The sequence below is a fragment of the Parabacteroides sp. Marseille-P3160 genome, from assembly GCF_900162725.1.
In the GTDB taxonomy this organism is placed as follows: Bacteria; Bacteroidota; Bacteroidia; order Bacteroidales; family Tannerellaceae; genus Marseille-P3160.
In genome coordinates this window covers 2,450,962-2,468,648 of sequence record NZ_LT799418.1, presented here as the reverse complement: position 1 = coordinate 2,468,648, position 17,687 = coordinate 2,450,962, and the positions used below count along the sequence as shown (strand labels likewise).

At 43.6% G+C, this 17,687-nt stretch carries 12 protein-coding genes; 8 read left to right on the top strand and 4 right to left on the bottom strand.

Annotation, left to right across the window (positions count from 1 at the left end; all coding sequences use genetic code 11):
- The 3 genes from BQ8014_RS09840 to BQ8014_RS09830 all read right to left on the bottom strand — a co-directional run.
- Nucleotides 1–756: AGE family epimerase/isomerase (locus BQ8014_RS09840; protein WP_200814385.1), on the bottom strand; the 756-nt coding region annotated here is incomplete at its 3' end.
- A 39-nt stretch (nt 757–795) separates the two neighbouring features.
- Nucleotides 796–2,196: a sugar porter family MFS transporter gene (locus tag BQ8014_RS09835; RefSeq protein WP_080904187.1), complete on the bottom strand. Its 1,401-nt coding sequence runs from the start codon at nt 2,194–2,196 to the stop codon at nt 796–798.
- A 12-nt stretch (nt 2,197–2,208) separates the two neighbouring features.
- Nucleotides 2,209–3,228 (bottom strand): DUF4434 domain-containing protein, encoded by a 1,020-nt coding sequence (locus tag BQ8014_RS09830; protein ID WP_369808827.1) that lies wholly within the window; start codon nt 3,226–3,228, stop codon nt 2,209–2,211.
- 462 nt (nt 3,229–3,690) lie between these two features.
- On the opposite strand from BQ8014_RS09830, the gene BQ8014_RS09825 reads away from it, so the two are divergent.
- From BQ8014_RS09825 to BQ8014_RS09810, 4 genes are all read left to right on the top strand, one after another.
- Nucleotides 3,691–4,899, top strand: a complete 1,209-nt coding sequence (locus BQ8014_RS09825) for an ROK family transcriptional regulator (RefSeq protein WP_080904185.1) — start codon at nt 3,691–3,693, stop codon at nt 4,897–4,899.
- An 84-nt stretch (nt 4,900–4,983) separates the two neighbouring features.
- A complete protein-coding gene (locus BQ8014_RS09820) occupies nt 4,984–5,883 on the top strand; it encodes a YitT family protein (protein WP_080904184.1) in 900 nt (299 codons plus the stop codon).
- Nucleotides 5,884–5,970: 87 nt separating this feature from the next.
- Complete coding sequence (locus BQ8014_RS09815) at nt 5,971–7,182, top strand: pyridoxal phosphate-dependent aminotransferase (RefSeq protein ID WP_080904183.1); 1,212 nt, start codon at nt 5,971–5,973, stop codon at nt 7,180–7,182.
- Nucleotides 7,179–8,426, top strand: a complete 1,248-nt coding sequence (locus tag BQ8014_RS09810; protein ID WP_080904182.1) for an ABC transporter permease — start codon at nt 7,179–7,181, stop codon at nt 8,424–8,426. The genes BQ8014_RS09815 and BQ8014_RS09810 overlap by 4 nt, the downstream gene beginning before the upstream one ends.
- A gap of 24 nt (nt 8,427–8,450) precedes the next feature.
- Here BQ8014_RS09810 and BQ8014_RS09805 read toward each other — a convergent pair whose 3' ends face one another.
- Nucleotides 8,451–9,638 carry a glycosyltransferase gene (locus BQ8014_RS09805; protein WP_080904181.1) on the bottom strand — a complete coding sequence of 396 codons (1,188 nt, stop codon included), beginning with the start codon at nt 9,636–9,638 and terminating at the stop codon, nt 8,451–8,453.
- A gap of 210 nt (nt 9,639–9,848) precedes the next feature.
- Here BQ8014_RS09805 and BQ8014_RS09800 point away from each other — a divergent pair, with 210 nt between their 5' ends.
- From BQ8014_RS09800 to BQ8014_RS09785, 4 genes are all read left to right on the top strand, one after another.
- Nucleotides 9,849–11,477, top strand: coding sequence for a DUF6377 domain-containing protein (locus BQ8014_RS09800; protein WP_080905912.1), 1,629 nt, complete (start codon nt 9,849–9,851; stop codon nt 11,475–11,477).
- A gap of 195 nt (nt 11,478–11,672) precedes the next feature.
- Nucleotides 11,673–14,645, top strand: a complete 2,973-nt coding sequence (locus BQ8014_RS09795; RefSeq protein WP_080904180.1) for a SusC/RagA family TonB-linked outer membrane protein — start codon at nt 11,673–11,675, stop codon at nt 14,643–14,645.
- Between the two features lie 11 nt (nt 14,646–14,656).
- Nucleotides 14,657–16,177, top strand: coding sequence for a RagB/SusD family nutrient uptake outer membrane protein (locus BQ8014_RS09790; protein WP_080904179.1), 1,521 nt, complete (start codon nt 14,657–14,659; stop codon nt 16,175–16,177).
- Nucleotides 16,178–16,195: 18 nt separating this feature from the next.
- Entirely contained in the window at nt 16,196–17,686 is a 1,491-nt protein-coding gene (locus tag BQ8014_RS09785) for a glycoside hydrolase family 30 beta sandwich domain-containing protein (RefSeq protein WP_080904178.1), read from the top strand.
- Nucleotide 17,687 lies beyond the last annotated feature (1 nt).

Sequence of the window (17,687 nt, the reverse complement as noted above, 5' to 3'; positions counted from 1 at the left end):
CTTGCCCAGATCCATAATAAACCACATGGCCTCAATGGAATGCCCGGGATTGACAACACGCCCGTCAAAAGAATCGGACAGTTGCCCGTCCGTAGTTACATTTTCAATGATAATACCGTCCAGCTCCGGCCGGTAAAACATATCCATCACTTCATGAATGCAAGTCTCCATCAGACTTAACAAATATTCTTCACTTAACAAATGCTCTATTTCAAGCCCGAGATTACACAGGATCATCGGTAAGGCGAAGTTTTTAAGATCCCGTGTACCCGGATAAACTTTATTCCACTTTCCTTTGGGATTATCCACCTTCGACAATATGATATCGAAAGTCCTGCGGGCAATATCTGCATATTCCTGACTTCCGGTAGCGACGCTTACTTGCGCGAACGCCATCGTTGCAAAAGTGTAGGAGAAGATATTATAGGGCTCAATCAGTGGATCCCCCTTCCGGTCCAATGAAAAATACCAATTAAGGCAGCCGTCATGACCGTGCTTTTTTAGGAATTCCGCTCCTTGTATCGCACAGTCCAACCATTCCTGCCTTTTCTCCACCTTGTTATAAAGCATGGCAAACATCCAAACCTCACGACCCTGAAGCCAGATGAATTTATCCGTATCATAAACCGATCCGTCTCTTTCAAGGCAGGTAAAATACCCTCCCTCTTCTTTATCCTGGGAATTTTGAAGCCAAAAGGGAAGTACATTCTCCAGCAATTCTGATTTATATTGCTCTTCTAATTTTTTGAAATCCATGTCTTTTATGATTATATAGTGTTTCGTGTTTTATGAAATTTATTTCTCCCAATACTTCTCTATCTCCTCCAACGTTTTTCCTGTCGTTTCGGGCATCAGTTTCCATACAATCAGCATATATGGAATGCACATAAGGGCAAAGAGAATAAACGTCCCCTGCGGATGGAGATTTTCCAATAGCCAGGGAGTTAATTGCCCTATCAAATAGGTACCAATCCAAAGTGAAAGCCCTGCGATAGACATCGCCAGTCCACGAACCCTAATCGGATACATTTCCGATAACAAGACGAAAATAACGGCGGAGATAGAACCCGCACAGAAGAAGATATATAAGAGGAAGAATATTAACAGGAAAATATTCGAAATCCCTAATCCGGTGCCCAAAATGAAGTAAAAGGCGATCAACAGCAGCGAGAGGATCATCCCGGACACGCCAAAATAGACTAACTTTTTGCGTCCGATCTTATCGATAAAGAACATGGCGAGAATCGTGGTCAGTACATTTACCAAACCGACAATAACCTGATAAAATAAGGAATCGCTGCCTGAAAGCCCACTGCTCTCGAAAATGGACGGGCCATAGTAAAGAACGGCATTGACACCCATAAACTGTCCTAATATAGCTATTGCCGCCCCGATAAGTACAGCCTTTCGGATACCGGGTTTAAAAAGCTCCCGCCAATGTACCCTTGGTTGGTTTCCTATAGCACTTTTGGTTTCATTCATTTCCAATGCACCTTTTTCATTCGACCCGTAGATATGATTCAAAATAGGCAATGCTTTTCCTTCATTCGCTTTCAGAATGAGCCATCTGGGACTTTCAGGAATAAAAAACAGTACGATTAGAAACAAGATCGAAGGTATAGCTGCCATCCCCAACATGCTTCGCCAAACTTCCGTATGGAAAATTTTAAACAGAAGAGGGCTTGACAGCCCGGCAGAACCGCCTTCCGAATATTGGAGCAATCCGAAATTAACCAGGTATGCACCTAAAAAACCAATCGTCACCGCCAGTTGATAGAGGGAAACCAAACGCCCGCGATATTGAGCTACCGAAATTTCCGAAATGTAGAGAGGCGAAATAATAGATACCACACCGATGCCAAGGCCGCCAATAATCCTCGCAAGAACCAAGGTGTTGAAATCGGTAGAAACCGCACAACCGATCGCAGAAACAGAAAACAAGACCGCTGCGATAAATAATGTGTTTTTTCGTCCCAAATAGTCACCCAGAACTCCGGCGCACATAACACCCATGATCGATCCGACAAGTGCGCATCCAACATACCATCCCTGGGAGATGACATCAAGAGAAAACTGCACGGAAACCCTGGCTATGGTCCCCGAAATAACCGCCGTATCATATCCGAAAAGAAAACCGCCTAATGCTGCGACAATAGATAAGAAACTAATATACCTTATATTTACAGTTGAATTCATCGTTGGATCTGTTTATCGGATGTTAAAATATTCTTTATACCTGTCAAACAGATGTCCAGCTTGCAGATATGCCGATTGAGGGCTCATAAAATGAGAAAACTCGAACGTAATGGCCTTGTCATAACCGGCTCTTTTGGCAGCCTCCAGTTTTAAGCGAAGTTTATCAAATTTAATCGGAAGAAACTTAATCGGCATATCCCGGTCAAAGGTTTCTGCGTTTGTCCAACATTGCAAGCCGTATTTATCCGCTAATTTTTTATTAACTTCAAAAAAGGCATCCAATTCGTCATAATCTATATGGCCGTCCTGAAAAGCGCAGGCATCGACGGCGCCTTTGATGCCGTCAAATATTTCGCCCCATTCTTTTTCATGTTCTTGTACCGAAACGGAATCGTTTTTCGAAAGTTGTCCCGAAGCTGCCATTACAGCTTTTTTGCCATCAATCCATGGCGATATAAAAGTGGGTAATCCGCCCGAAACATCCTTACATTGCTTCCCCATTTTATAAAAGGCATCGATTGCCCCCTTCGTTTGGCGGCTTATTTCACCACTGATATACCATCCTCCAAAACTTTTGTATTTATCCCCATATTTTTCCCAGACTTCATCTATCACATATTTATTCGCTTCAATTTCAGTAGATAAATTTCCGGTATCCCAATATTCTCCCGAATCATAAAGGCCGAAATAAAACTTCATTTGATGCTTCTGGGCTAACCTCAGAAAAAGGTCCAACAAATCAACCGAAGGCATATAACATCCCCTTTTCAATAAATAGTCCGATGGGTAGGTTATGAATTTGCGATATCCGGAACGAATCATAATGACCGTATCTATACCAATACTTTTCATATGCGTAAAATCGGCGTCCCATTCCTTTTCCCCCCAATTCTGATGAGGTATGTCATGGGAAATCTCATCCAGAAAAGTCCCGCTAATACGCAAACCATTATTTTGCGGCACGATCAACTTACCTTCCTCCGAAACCATTGACAATTCATGGGCGTTTTCAGCCCAGGCCGGCATGGCCATTGCCGAAACTCCGGTAATTAAAGTTTTTTTCAAAAAATCACGGCGATCATTCTTCTTCATGCCAATATTATTTTACATTATTACACAAAACAAAACGATAAAACATCAATAATTTACCATAAAAACAAATACTCAATCATTATGTTACAAGAACACGAATTATACTTAAAAAATATCATCAGCAAATATAATTATATTTTTTCATATAAATCAACTTATAAATAAATTATTTTATTATATTCTTTAAAATTCAACAAATATCAACCTATCATACTTAAAATATCATTTTTTTTTATCAAACAAGTTATAACTCCCTGTTTATTAAGGCTGCCTATTCTGTGAAAAGCATCCGTCTAATAAATAAAAATATATAATTAAAAAGAAGAGGCATCTTATCATTATATTTTCTTTTAAATTTGCTTTATTATTATGAATTTATCAATCTAATAACCGGATAAAACGATGAATAAAATATTACTGCAGGAAATAGAAAAGGGAACTAAAAACGCCATGATAAAGAAAAAAATAATAAACTACTATATTAAAAATGTAAGTTCCACAATCACCGAACTGTCGAAAGAAATAGATTTGAGCATACCTACCGTAACAAAACTAATTACGGAAATGTGTGAAGAAAACTATATCGATGATTACGGAAAACTTGAAACAACAGGAGGGCGTTACCCCAACCTTTATGGATTAAATCCAAAATCGGGATATTTTATAGGTGTAGATATCAAGCAGTTTTCCATTAATATAGGAATAATCAATTTTAAAGGCGAAATGGTCGACATAGAAATGGGAATCCCATACCTATTGGAAAATACTCATAAGGCGCTGGATAATTTATGTGAGATTATATCCCGGTTTATAGAAAAACAAACCGTAGATAAAAAGAAAATATTAAATATCGACATAAATATTTCAGGAAGAGTCAATCCCGAATCTGGTTACAGCTATAGCATCTTTTATTTCAATGAAATACCACTCAGTGATATTCTCTTTGAAAAATTAAGATATAAAGTCACCATCGATAACGATACCCGGGCAATGACCTACGGAGAATATATAGCCGGTTGTGTAACGAATGAAAAAGACATTATTTTCGTTAATTTAAGTTGGGGTTTAGCTATTGGAATTATTATAGACGGGAAAATATATACGGGAAAATCCGGATTCTCCGGAGAATTCGGACATGTCAAGACCTATGACAATGAAATCTTATGCCACTGTGGAAAAAAAGGATGCCTTGAGACCGAAGCTTCAGGAAGCGCGATGCACAGAAGACTGTACGAACTAGTAAAAGAAGGCGCCTCTTCCCTTCTTTCCAAAAGAATATTAAACGGTGAAAAAATCACATTGGATGATATTATAGAAGCGGTAAACAAAGAGGATGTCCTTTGCATCGATTTGGTAGAAGAAATCGGTCAGAAATTAGGAAGCCAAATCGCCGGACTTATCAATATCTTTAACCCGGAAATGGTTATCATAGGAGGTACCGTTTCCGCAACAGGAGATTATATTATGCAACCAATCAAAACAGCCATAAAAAAATATTCATTGAACCTTGTAAATAAAGATTCCAATATCGTTCTGTCCAAGCTCAAAGATAAAGCCGGAGTTATCGGCGCATGTATGCTTGCCCGCTCAAAAGTTTTTGAGGATAACTGAATCATACCGGGATTTAGTGCGCACACACATTGACATCTCATTTTTATCCATATCTTTGCATCGTTTTTTTTAAGCCCCTTGATCATGAAAAAGTCAACTGAGTCAGCGCAAAGTTCGCTTGTAAAAAAACAGGCGATAGATTACTCGTTTATCATAGTCGGTGCTTTCCTGCAAGCGCTCAGCTATGTATTATTCCTTGCCCCCTATAAGATCGTCCCAGGCGGAGTATACGGTATCTCCATTGTGCTCCACTACATAACCAAAGGCGTTTTCCCCTGGTTTCCCGAAGGACTGCCTATCGGAACGACAGCCTTGTTTTTCAATGTCCCTCTGCTGATTCTGGCGATCAAGAAGTTAGGATTGGCTTCCGGTCCGAGGACAGTCGTCACCTTTTTGCTCATCTCCTTCCTTACCGATTCTTTGTCTCTGTTTTTCGGAGACCAACCTTTGGTTGCGAACGATACCTTCCTCGCCTGCTTCTACGGCGGAAGCATCTTGGGACTGGGAGTCGCCTGTATTTTCAAGGCGCAAAGTACAAGCGCCGGAACAGACGTACTCGCCCGGATTCTGGCAAAGAACACAAATATGAAAGTAGGGAATATGATTATCATCGTCGATTCCTGTGTTGTCTTTATCGGACTATTGGCTTTCCAAGATTGGGCCGTGCCTCTCTACTCCTGGTTCACCATCTTCGTATTCGGGAAAGTCGTCGAAATGTTCCAGGTCGAGAACCCCAAACGTGCCGTCTTTGTTGTTTCCCGTAAAAGAGAAGAGCTGAAGGACCTGTTGGTAAACAAAATGGGCAAACGGGGGACCTTCCTTCACGGACAAGGGATGTACGAAGGGAAAGAAACAGAGATCATTTTCACCATCCTGGAACGCAAAGATTTTCGTATTTTCAAAGACAATGTAAACAAAATAGATCCGAATGCTTTTATTTCAACCACACATGCAAGCAACGATTCGGCGCGACCGGGCATTTAAGTCCGGTTTTTATTTGCATAATAGTGCCATAAAGACTACTTTTGCCTCACTTTTTACAACAGAAATAACCCAATTAAAAAGAAGAAGATGCCTACGATCTCACAACGCGGAATTAACATGCCTGCATCACCGATCAGGAAGTTAGTACCGCTCGCTAACAACGCTAAAGCAAAAGGACTTAAGGTATATCACCTTAATATCGGACAACCTGACCTGGCGACTCCGGAAGTCGCGATCGAGGCGGCGCGTCACTTGGATCGTAGCGTATTGGAATATAGCCCGAGCGAAGGGATCCGCAGTTTTCGTGAGAAACTGGTAAAATACTATCGGAAATTTCGTATCAATGTCGATATCGACGACATCATCATCACGACCGGAGGATCCGAAGCGGTTTCCTTTTCATTCATGGCTTGTCTTGATCCCGGAGACGAAATCATCATTCCGGAACCGGCCTACGCCAACTATATGGCATTCGCCATCTCAAGCGGTGCGATTATCAAGACTATCCCCTCCTCTATCGATCAGGGATTCGTCTTGCCGTCGGTCGACCGGTTCGAGGCACTGATCACGCCCCGCACAAAAGCCCTTATGATTTGCAACCCGAACAACCCGACCGGTTACCTCTATACACAAAAAGAGATGAATCAGTTGCGGGACATCGTGAAGAAATACGACTTATTCCTTTTTTCCGACGAAGTATATCGCGAATTCTGCTATACGGGTGCCCCGTATATTTCTGCTTTCCATCTCGAAGGTATCGAAAATAATGTCGTTCTGGTCGATTCCGTATCCAAACGATACAGTGAGTGTGGAATCCGTATCGGTGCGCTGATCACAAAGAACACACAGGTAAAGGAAAACGTAATGAAATGGTGCCAGGCGCGCCTGAGTCCGCCGTTAATCGGTCAGATCGTCGCCGAAGCCTCTTTGGATGCTTCCGAAGAATATATGCTGGAAGTATATAACGAATACCTGGAGCGCCGTAATTTTCTGGTAGACGGCATCAACCGGATTCCGGGATGTTACTCGCCGATACCAATGGGCGCGTTCTATACCGTGGCCAGATTACCGGTCGATAACGCGGAAACCTTCTGTGCATGGTGCCTCAGTGATTTTGAATACGAAGGACAAACGGTTATGATGGCCCCCGCCTCCGGTTTTTATACAACTCCGGGATACGGAGATGACGAAGTGCGCCTGGCTTATGTCCTCAAGAAAGAAGACCTGAGAAAAGCGCTGTTAGTCCTTTCCAAAGCATTGGAAGCCTATCCGGGCCGGATAATGGGCCAAGATAAATGAATTTAGAACTATTCATAGCAAGACGAATCTACTTCAGTAAAAGTGACGGAAGCCGCAAAGCCGCGCCTCCGGCCGTACGGATAGCCATCATCGGCATCGCTTTGGGCCTGGCCGTAATGATCCTTTCCGTAGCGATCGTTATCGGCTTCAAGAAAGAAGTCCGCAACAAAGTAATCGGATTCGGCTCACATATCCAGATCACCAACCTGGATAGCAATTCGTCCTACGAATCCACCCCGATAACACTCAGCGACAGCTTGATAACTATGCTCGGAAACTTTCCCGGCATCCGGCATGTCGAGCCTTTTGCCACCAAATGGGGTATTCTGAAGACCGAGACTGATTTCCAAGGCATGGTGCTGAAGGGAGTAGACGAAAACTACGATTGGAGTTTCTTCCGCAACAACTTAAAAGAGGGGGATGTATTTATCGTAAAACCCGACAGCACGACGACCGAAGTGTTGGTGTCGCAAGCCATGGCCAACCTGGTCGGCCTGAAGAGCGGCGACTCCTTCCTCGCCTACTTCATACAGGAAGATATCCGCGTCCGTAAATTCCGGATCAGCGGAATCTATGATACCGGCTTTTTAGATTATGACAAATTGTTTGTCATTGCCGACATCAAACAGATCCGCCGGCTCAACCAATGGGATAAGGAGGAGGCCAGCGGGGTGGAACTCCTTGTCGACGATTACAATCATCTGGACCAGACCGCCGAATCACTCTATTTCGCCCTGACGGACAAACAGGACCGCAAGGGAAACGGTTACTACGTCCGTTCTATCAAGGAACTGAATCCGATGATCTTCAACTGGCTGGACGCCCTCGACACCAACGTGGTCATGATCCTACTTCTTATCTTTGCCGTCGCGGGATTCACCATGATCTCCGGGCTACTGATCATCATTCTCGAACGGACGAACATGATCGGCATTTTAAAGGCATTAGGGCAAAACAATAAAAGTATCCGGAAGATCTTCCTTTACATCTCCTTCTTTCTTATCGGGAAAGGAATGTTATGGGGAAATATAATCGGGATCGGCATCTGTGTCATACAGGCGCATTTCCATCTGCTGCCGCTGAATCCGGCCGTTTATTACGTTGATGCCGTGCCCGTCGATCTCAGTATTGTCTCCCTTATCCTTCTGAATATAGGAACGCTGGCCGCATCCATGATGATGATGCTCGGTCCGTCCTACATGATCACCAAGATCGATCCGGCCAAGAGCATCCGATTTGAATAAGGGAAGAAGGAGACACCTCCCCCTTCAGCGTTCCAAATAAAATGTATAATCGTTTTTCCCCCAGAAAAGGCGATAGATCGAAATGTATCCGTTATAAAGCGGAAGGATAATTTCCAAAAAAGGAATCCATCCCGTCACCGGTTTCTGGCAAAGCATCCGTGAAGATTGGTGGAACGTATAAAGCACAAAAACCAAGCGCAACGCGAATAAAACACCTGCCACGACTGCCGTTAACCAGTTCAGAAAACAACCCGCCACGATCGACAGAACGACGGAAATGTAAAAAAGCAACCGCGTCCAAACCTCCAATCGGTAGAAAAAAAGCGAAAACCCGCGATAATACTTCCGCGTAGCCGCCCGGGAAACTTTCCGCTCCTTCCATACGCGGTATCTTTCGTAAGGTGCCCTCTGTATAATACTCTCCGGGGTGTAGATCGTCTTCGTATTCTTCCGGTTACCCGACTCATTGACAAACAAGTCGTCTTCGCCGGACTGGAGCCCCAAGGTCTTGGAAAATCCCTTCTTCTTGAAAAACAACTCTTTCCGATAAGACAAGTTCCCTCCTTCCCCCATATATGGACGGCTTTTCAAAGCAGAAGAAAGATATTGCAGGCCGACCAGCAAATTATCATAAATCGCCAATTTTGAGAAAAACCCCTTACGTGATTCCAAAGCGCAGAACCCAAGGACTATTTCCGTCTCCGCGTCGTATCGGGCGGCCATAGACGATACCCAGTGGTCACTCAACGGGGCGCAGTTGGCTTCCGTAAAGAGCAGTAACTCATGCTTGGCCGCCTTGACGCCGATGGTCAGCGCCAACTTCTTACGACTCATATATTTGGCATCCATCGGAATATAGGTATGATACAGGTTCTTATGTACGGTTTCCAGTTCCTTCAGCACCTCGTCGCTTTCATCCGTCGACCCGTCATTAATAACAATCACTTCATATTCCGGATGATCCTGCTTCAACAACAAAGGCAAAAAGCGCTTCAGGTTCTCCGACTCATTCTTTGCATAGACAATCACGGATACCGGCGGAAGTACCCTCTCCTTTCCGACAGAAGCAGCATCCTCTCCTTCCCGCCGAAGCCGGCGGAACGGCCGTGCATAGGGCACCCGGTAATAATATAATTGGATAAGGAACAAGGCGGCAGCCGCACCCATCAGTATTTGTTCTGCCAGTTGAAATGAGAGTAACGTTTCAATCATAAGACGGTTCATTTTTAATCCTGCAAATTTACAGATTGTTCAGGGTAAACCCTATTTTTGGCCAAAATATTCCTTCTCTTTTTCGTCATCCAGGCAACAAGATTCCGATCGGTGCAGGGGGACATCGAACAAAATATTATATTTTCATACATCTCCCTCCAATTTATCATTATCTTTACCTTTCTAAAACACAGACATGAACGAAATCAGATGAAGCAGACTCTAATACTGATGTTTTTACTATGGATTAATTCCAATATCTTCTTTCCCATTCATGCGGAAGACTCCTTATATGTCCAATTGAACCAGGCGTTGGCTAACAAAGAACGTTACCTGTCCATAAAAGAACAAAGAATACAGCAACTAAAACAAATCCAGGGGTTGAAGAATCTATCGTTGGAACAAACTTACGACTTGAACGAGAGCCTGCACAATGAATACAAAAAATACAAGGCGGACTCTTCGGTGCATTATATCAAGGAAAACATACGGATTGCGGAATTAATGCATCAAACGGATCGGATCACCGAGTCCAAAATCTATTTGGCTAACGCCTACTCTACCAAAGGAATGTATATTGAATCGAAAGATATTCTGGACAGTATCGACCAAAGTAAACTCCCCCTTAAACTGCAGGCGTTTTACTATACGGTTTACTGCTCTTTCTACAGCCACTACGGGCAGAGCAACGGCGATGATCTCTATTTCAAAAAGAGTGAGGAATACAGGGATTCGGTCTTAGCCATCCTCGAACCCGAATCACAGGAATACCGGATAGAACTGGCAATACGATTTGTATATAACGGGAATATCGAGAAAACAGAAAGACAATTACTAACCTTGCTTTCCCAAACGTCCGAAAGTGACTCGAACCATGCCCTGATTTACTATCTGCTCGGAGAGTTATATAAAAGAATAAATAAGGAAGATTTGCAAATCAAATACTATACGCTATCGGCCATTATGGATATCCGCAACTGCATCAAGGACAATGCCTCCCAGCAAAGCCTGGCACTCGTTTACTTCAAAAGGGGGGATATTTCCAAGGCATACACCCTAATGAAGTCGGCCATGGAAGACGCTCTCTTTTGCAACGTCAGATATAGAGCCATGGAAGGGATGAGCTACTATCCTATCATCAATGCCTCCTACCAGGAAAAAGAAGAAAGACAAAAGGAAGAACTACAGTTCTACCTCATATTAATCAGCATATTAAGTACGGCACTCATCATCGGCATCCTCTATATCTATATTCAGGTTAAACGATTGGCGAGAGTAAAAAGGGAATTGAAGCGCACGAACAAGGATTTGAACCGTTTAAACAGCGACTTGCAGGACGCTAATAAAAATCTCATGGAAGCCAACCTTATCAAAGAGGAATATATCGCCCATTTTTTCGACCTGTGCTCCAACTACATCGACAAGATGGAAAACTACCGTAAGGCGCTGATCAAAAAAGCATCCAACAACCAGGTGGAAGAATTATATGCGATGCTTCGATCTACTGCCTCCATAGATAATGAGGTGGATGAATTATATAAAAACTTTGATATCATTTTCCTCAGCCTCTACCCTTCTTTCATCGAGGAATTCAATTCCCTGCTTCTCCCGGAAGAGCATATCATCCCGAAACAAGGGGAGCTTCTCAACACCGAATTACGCATTTTCGCATTAATTCGGTTGGGCATTAAAGACAGTGTAAAAATCGCCAGTTTCCTGCGTTATTCGCTCCGTACGGTTTATAACTACCGTACGAAAGTCCGGAACAAATCGGCCGTCCCCCGCGACGAGTTCGAAAGCCATGTGGAAAAAATCGGAACCTTGCGGAAAAACCAGTAACGGACAAACAAAAAAGATTACTTTTTTCGGCTCCCACATTTGTATTATTGCCTGACTAAATGCTATTTACGTTTTTAGCAAGGTACCTTTTTTGTGCATCTTTCCCAAGATACCAGATAGAATCCTAATTTTATCAAAAGAAAAAGAGTTAACCTATTCAGTTAATCTTTATTTAGTAACCATTAATTTAAAATTATGAAACATTATTTTGTTTACACCTTATGTTTGTGTCTGGCTTTTATAGGCAATATACCTATCTATGCTCAGGACAATGTTATTGAGGTGAGCGGAATCGTCTCAGATGCCTCAACGGGAGAGCCTCTTATCGGGGTTTCCATCACGCAAAAGGAAAATCCGGCCAATGGTACGATTACGGACATGGACGGACACTATTCTCTACAGTTTGCCAAAGGTTCCACTGTCACATTTTCCTATATAGGATATCAAACGGTTGAAGTCAAGGCGGAAAGCAGCAAACTGGATATTAAGCTTTCGGAAGCGGATAAGTTATTGGATGAAGTGGTAGTCATAGGGTACGGATCCGTTAAACGGAAAGATGTGACCACCGCCATTTCCAGTGTCTCTACCAAGGATATCGAGTTAAGGCCTATCATATCGGCAGGCCAGGCGATCCAAGGTAAGGCGGCAGGAGTTTCGGTCATACAACCCAACGGCGCTCCCGGTGGGGAAGTATCCATCCGTGTACGTGGAACCACCTCATTCAACGGAAGTAACGATCCTTTGTATATAGTGGACGGTGTGCCGGTAGATAATATAAAGTTCCTTACCCCTAATGATATAGCGAGTATACAAATATTGAAAGACGCCTCTTCCGCCGCCATCTATGGTTCCCGTGCAGCAAACGGCGTGATTTTAATCACGACAAAGGCCGGAGAAAAAGGAAATGCGAAAATAAGCTTTAATGCCCAATTAAGCTTAAATAGAGTATCGGAGAAAATAAAACCATTAAACACAGCACAATACAAGGAACTGCAAGATGAAATAGGTTTCATCTCCTTGCCCGACGGATTGAAAGACGAAACCAATTGGTTTGATGAAGCTTACGACACAGGAGTAGCCCAAAGTTATCAAGTCTCTATTTCCGACGGAACCGACAAACTGAAATATCTGGTTTCCGGAGGTTATCTGGATGAAAAAGGGGTATTAAACACGGCTTTTTATAAACGGTATAATTTCCGGGCAAACGTAGAAAACCAAGTAAGAAAATGGCTTACCATCAGTGGGAATGTTACCTATGCCGACTATACACAAAACGGAATCATTAGCGGTACCGGTGCAAACCGGGGCGGCGTTGTCCTTTCTGTCATCAATACTCCGACCTATGCTCCGGTATGGGATCCTGAAAATCCGGGCCAGTACTATAATAACTTCTACGGTATAGGGAATATTACCAACCCTCGTGAAAACATGGCGCGTGGAGAAAATAACCAGGACAAGGAGAATCGCTTGATCGCTTCAGGTAGCGCATTAATTACCTTTATACCGGAATTAACGCTCAAATCTACCTTTACGTTGGATCGTAGAAACGCAATTAACACCAAATTCCTGGATCCGATTAAGACGGCCGCCGGACGGGATAATTACGGTACCGCTTCCGACGAGCGGAATATGAATACGGTTTTGACTTTCGATAATGTATTGACATATGCCAAGTCTTTCGAAAAACATGGTATCGAAGCGATGGCCGGTTCTTCATGGACTGATTCGGACTATAGGAATAGCTGGATCAACGGCTCCCATTTCCGGGACGGAAGTATCCAGACGCTCAATGCAGCAAATAAAATTGCATGGGATAATACGGGTAGCGGCGGTTCCGAATGGGGCATCATGTCTTATTTCGGACGGGTAGCTTATAATTATGACAGCAAGTATTTGCTGACGGTGAATGTACGTGCCGACGGTTCGTCCAGAATACATCCGGATCATCGCTGGGGAACATTTCCTTCAGCCTCTGCTGCCTGGCGTATTTCTTCGGAAGAATTTATGAAAGGATTGGATTGGTTGGATGACTTAAAACTCAGGGCCGGATGGGGACAAACCGGTAACCAGTCGGGACTGAATGATTACGCCTATTTACAACGGTATAATATTAATCGTATTGACTGGACGAAACCGGAGAATGTAAATGCTGTACCTTCCATTACTCCGGCCAATCTCCGTACCCCCGATTTGAAATGGGAAACAACGACCCAAACCAATGTGGGTATCGACTTTACGGCCTTCAAAAGCAGATTATCTGTTACCCTCGATTATTATTATAAAAGTACGAAAGATATGTTGATGAACGTAACCCTGCCTTCCGGCGCCGCCATCGCGAATACGATTGCACGTAACGAAGGGGAAATGACCAATAAGGGATTTGAAGTCTCGGTTAATTCGAGGAACCTGGAAGGGGTATTCAGTTGGAATACGGATTTCAATATTTCTTTCAATAAAAACAAACTTACGAAACTGGAACTGACTCCGATCTATACAGGCGGTAGGACCAGTGATTTTGTTAATGAAGATGTGGTACGCAACGAAGCCGGACGTCCATTGAGCGGCTTCTTCGGATACATCAGCGACGGAGTCGATCCGGAGACCGGAGAATTAATCTATCGCGATATCAATGGGGATGGCAAGATTTCGTCGACCGACCGTACCTATATCGGCGATCCGAATCCAGATTTCACATATGGTCTGACAAATACGTTCTCATGGAAAAATCTGACGCTAAGCGTTTTCATCCAAGGATCCTACGGCAATGACATATTCAATGCCTCCCGCATGGAAACAGAAGGGATGTACGACGGAAAGAACCAATCGACACGCGTACTGGAACGTTGGAGAGTACCGGGGCAGATAACGGATGTTCCCAAGGCCGGATTTGATATGAAAAACTCAAGTTATTTCGTCGAAGACGGTAGCTATCTGAGAGTAAAGGATCTCTCTTTATCTTATAACGTTAAGGCAAATTTCTTACAGAAACTGGGCGTATCCCGCCTTCAGCCCTATTTTACGGCAACGAACCTCCTTACCTGGACAAAGTACAAAGGGATGGATCCGGAGGTAAACCAATGGGGAAACAGTGGGGCTATTCAAGGCATAGACTGGGGAACCTATCCTCACAGCAAGTCTTTCGTATTCGGTGTTAATGTTGAATTCTAACAAATAAAATCATGAAACTAACATATATATTCAGAGGCTTTATCGGATGCTTATTACTAAGCCTGGCCTCTTGTTCTTTAGACTATGAGCCGATAGATACTTACTCCGATATCACGCAGGGAGAAAGTGAAACGGGTGAAAAAATTGTTTTTAGAAACAAGGCGGATGTAGAAAGTCACATGAAGACAATCTATAATCAGATGAGAGACCGCCAGGAACACTGGTATGTAGATCTTCTGTTGATTGCCGATTCTCATTCCGACAATGCATATGCAGGAACAACCGGAGCCGAAGTCGTTCCGTTTGAGAACAATTCAATTGAAGGTTCCAATTCAGTCATCAAAAGGGACTGGGACAGGTACCTGGAGGATGTAGCCAGAGCCAATAAATTGATTGTAAATGTAGATTCCGTAAAGGATGACTCCTTTACCACGGCTGAACGTGAAAGTTATAAAGCGCAGGCCAAAATATTCAGGGCAATGGTTTTGTTCGACATGGTCCGCCTGTGGGGAAACATTCCGGTCATCACTACTGAAGCCGATGATATTACTTCGGAAAACATAGAAGAAGTCTATCCCCAATACTTCCCGAAACAAAGTACGGCGGAAGAGGCTTACAAACAAATCGAGCAGGATTTGCTGGATGCGCTGGCAGCCGCTCCGAACAACAATCCGAATGACAAAACGTTATTCACCAAGTCCGTTGCCCGCACCCTGTTAGCCAAGGTGTATGCGGAAAAACCGCTACGCGATTATGATAAAGTGATTAAATATTGTGATGAGGTAACGACCGATGGTTTTGATTTGGTGGCCGACTTTAGCGACTTATTCGGCATGAACGCAAACAATACCGACGCAAAAATGCGGAATACGAAGGAGTCGATCCTGGAGGCTCAGTTTACCTCCGGAAACGGAAACTGGTGCTCCTGGATGTTCGGACGGGATATTATCAACTGGAACAGTAATTTTACATGGGCAAAATGGGTTACTCCTTCACGTGACCTGATTAAGGCTTATACAAATGAAGGTGATAAAATCCGTTATGAACAATCAATCGTTTATTATGCTTGTACGTGGAGCAATTACTATCCGTCGGATAACTATCCGTTCATGTATAAATGCCGTTCGGCAAACAGCAGCATCATCAAATTCAGATATGCCGACGTTCTCCTTTTGAAAGCGGAAGCGTTGATCATGAAAGGAAGCCCGGATTTGAGTGCCGCCGCCGGCATCATCGACAAAATACGCCAACGCGCCGGACTGACTCAATTGCCATCGTCCGTCCGAAGCAACAAACAGGAGATGGAAGAGGCACTCTTGAAAGAACGTCGTCTGGAATTAGCCTTTGAAGGACAACGCTGGTTCGATTTGGTTCGCCTCGACAAGGTAGAAGAAGTCATGAATGCCGTTTATGCAAAAGATACGGGAAGAAAAACACAGCTCTATCCGTTCAGCACAGATTCTTACCTGCTTCCGATTCCACAGGGTGCAATCGACCAGAATCCTAATTTAGTGCAGAATCCTGGTTATTAATTTCATAATAGAAAAAAAATGAAGATAAAGCGAATTGCATTTATGTCGTGCTTCCTGCTGTCTGCCTTGACAGCCTGCGGGAAAGATAACCCCGGCGGAGGAGAAGAGAATCCGGATCCTCCGCAAACAGGGACAGATGTGACCGTATTTGTGACAAGCAATACACGATCCTATGATTTTACAAAACAGGAGATTGGATTTAGCGACACGCCGAACATGGCTCCCAGCACCATTACGCTCGTTCCTTCGACCCGTTATCAAATAATGGATGGCTTCGGTTCTGCCATTACAGGTTCAACCTGTTTTAATCTGCTACAGATGACGAAAGAAAACCGGACCAAGTTTCTGAAAGAGACTTTTTCGGATACGGATGGAATGGGACAAAGCTATGTCCGGATTTCCATCGGCTGCTCGGATTTCTCATTGAGCGAATACACCTGTTGTGATGTCCCTGGAATAGAGAATTTTGCTTTGCAAAAGGAGGAAAAGGAATATGTTATTCCCATTCTGAAAGAGATCCTGGCCATTAATCCGAAACTGAAAGTTTTGGGTTCGCCGTGGACTTGTCCCCGCTGGATGAAGGTGAATAACCTGAAAGATTTACAACCTTACGACTCATGGACGGGCGGACAGCTCAATCCGGCTTACTATCAGGATTATGGAGCCTATTTTGTCAAATGGATCCGGGCAATGCAGGATAATGGAATCGGGATTGAGGCGATTACGCCGCAAAACGAGCCCTTGAACCGCGGTAACTCGGCATCCTTGTATATGGGTTGGGAAGAGCAACGGGATTTTGTAAAGATGGCTTTAGGCCCGAAACTAAAAGAAGCGGGCTTGGCTACAAAAATCTATTTGTTCGATCACAATTACAATTACGACAATATCAGCGACCAGAACGATTATCCGATAAAAATCTATGAGGATGAAGCAGCCGCCCAGTTCGCCACTGGTGCCGCGTTTCATAATTATGGAGGAAACAGGGAGGAACTTTTGGATATCCAGGCAAAAAAGCCGGATAAAGAATTGATTTTTACGGAAACCTCCATTGGTACCTGGAACGACGGGCATAACCTGTCTGTCCGGCTCATGGATGACATGGAAGAAGTGGCTTTAGGCACTATCAACAACTGGTGCAAGGCTGTAATCGTATGGAACCTGATGCTGGATTCGGATCGGGGCCCCAACCGCGAGGGAGGGTGTCAAACCTGTTACGGTGCCGTGGATATCGACAATTCGGATTTCAAAACGATTACCAAAAATTCGCATTACTATATTATCGGCCATTTATCCTCAGTCATTAAGCCCGGCGCCACTCGTATAGGGACAAAGGGTTATACGTCAAACGGGGTAACTTATTCCGCCTTTGAAAATACAGACGGAACTTACGCTTTCGTTTTATTAAATAATACAAATGAAGTAAAGAAAATCGTTTTAAGTGATGACAATAATCATTTCAGCTATGATATTCCCCTTAAATCGGTCGTTTCTTTTCGTTGGAAAAAATAAA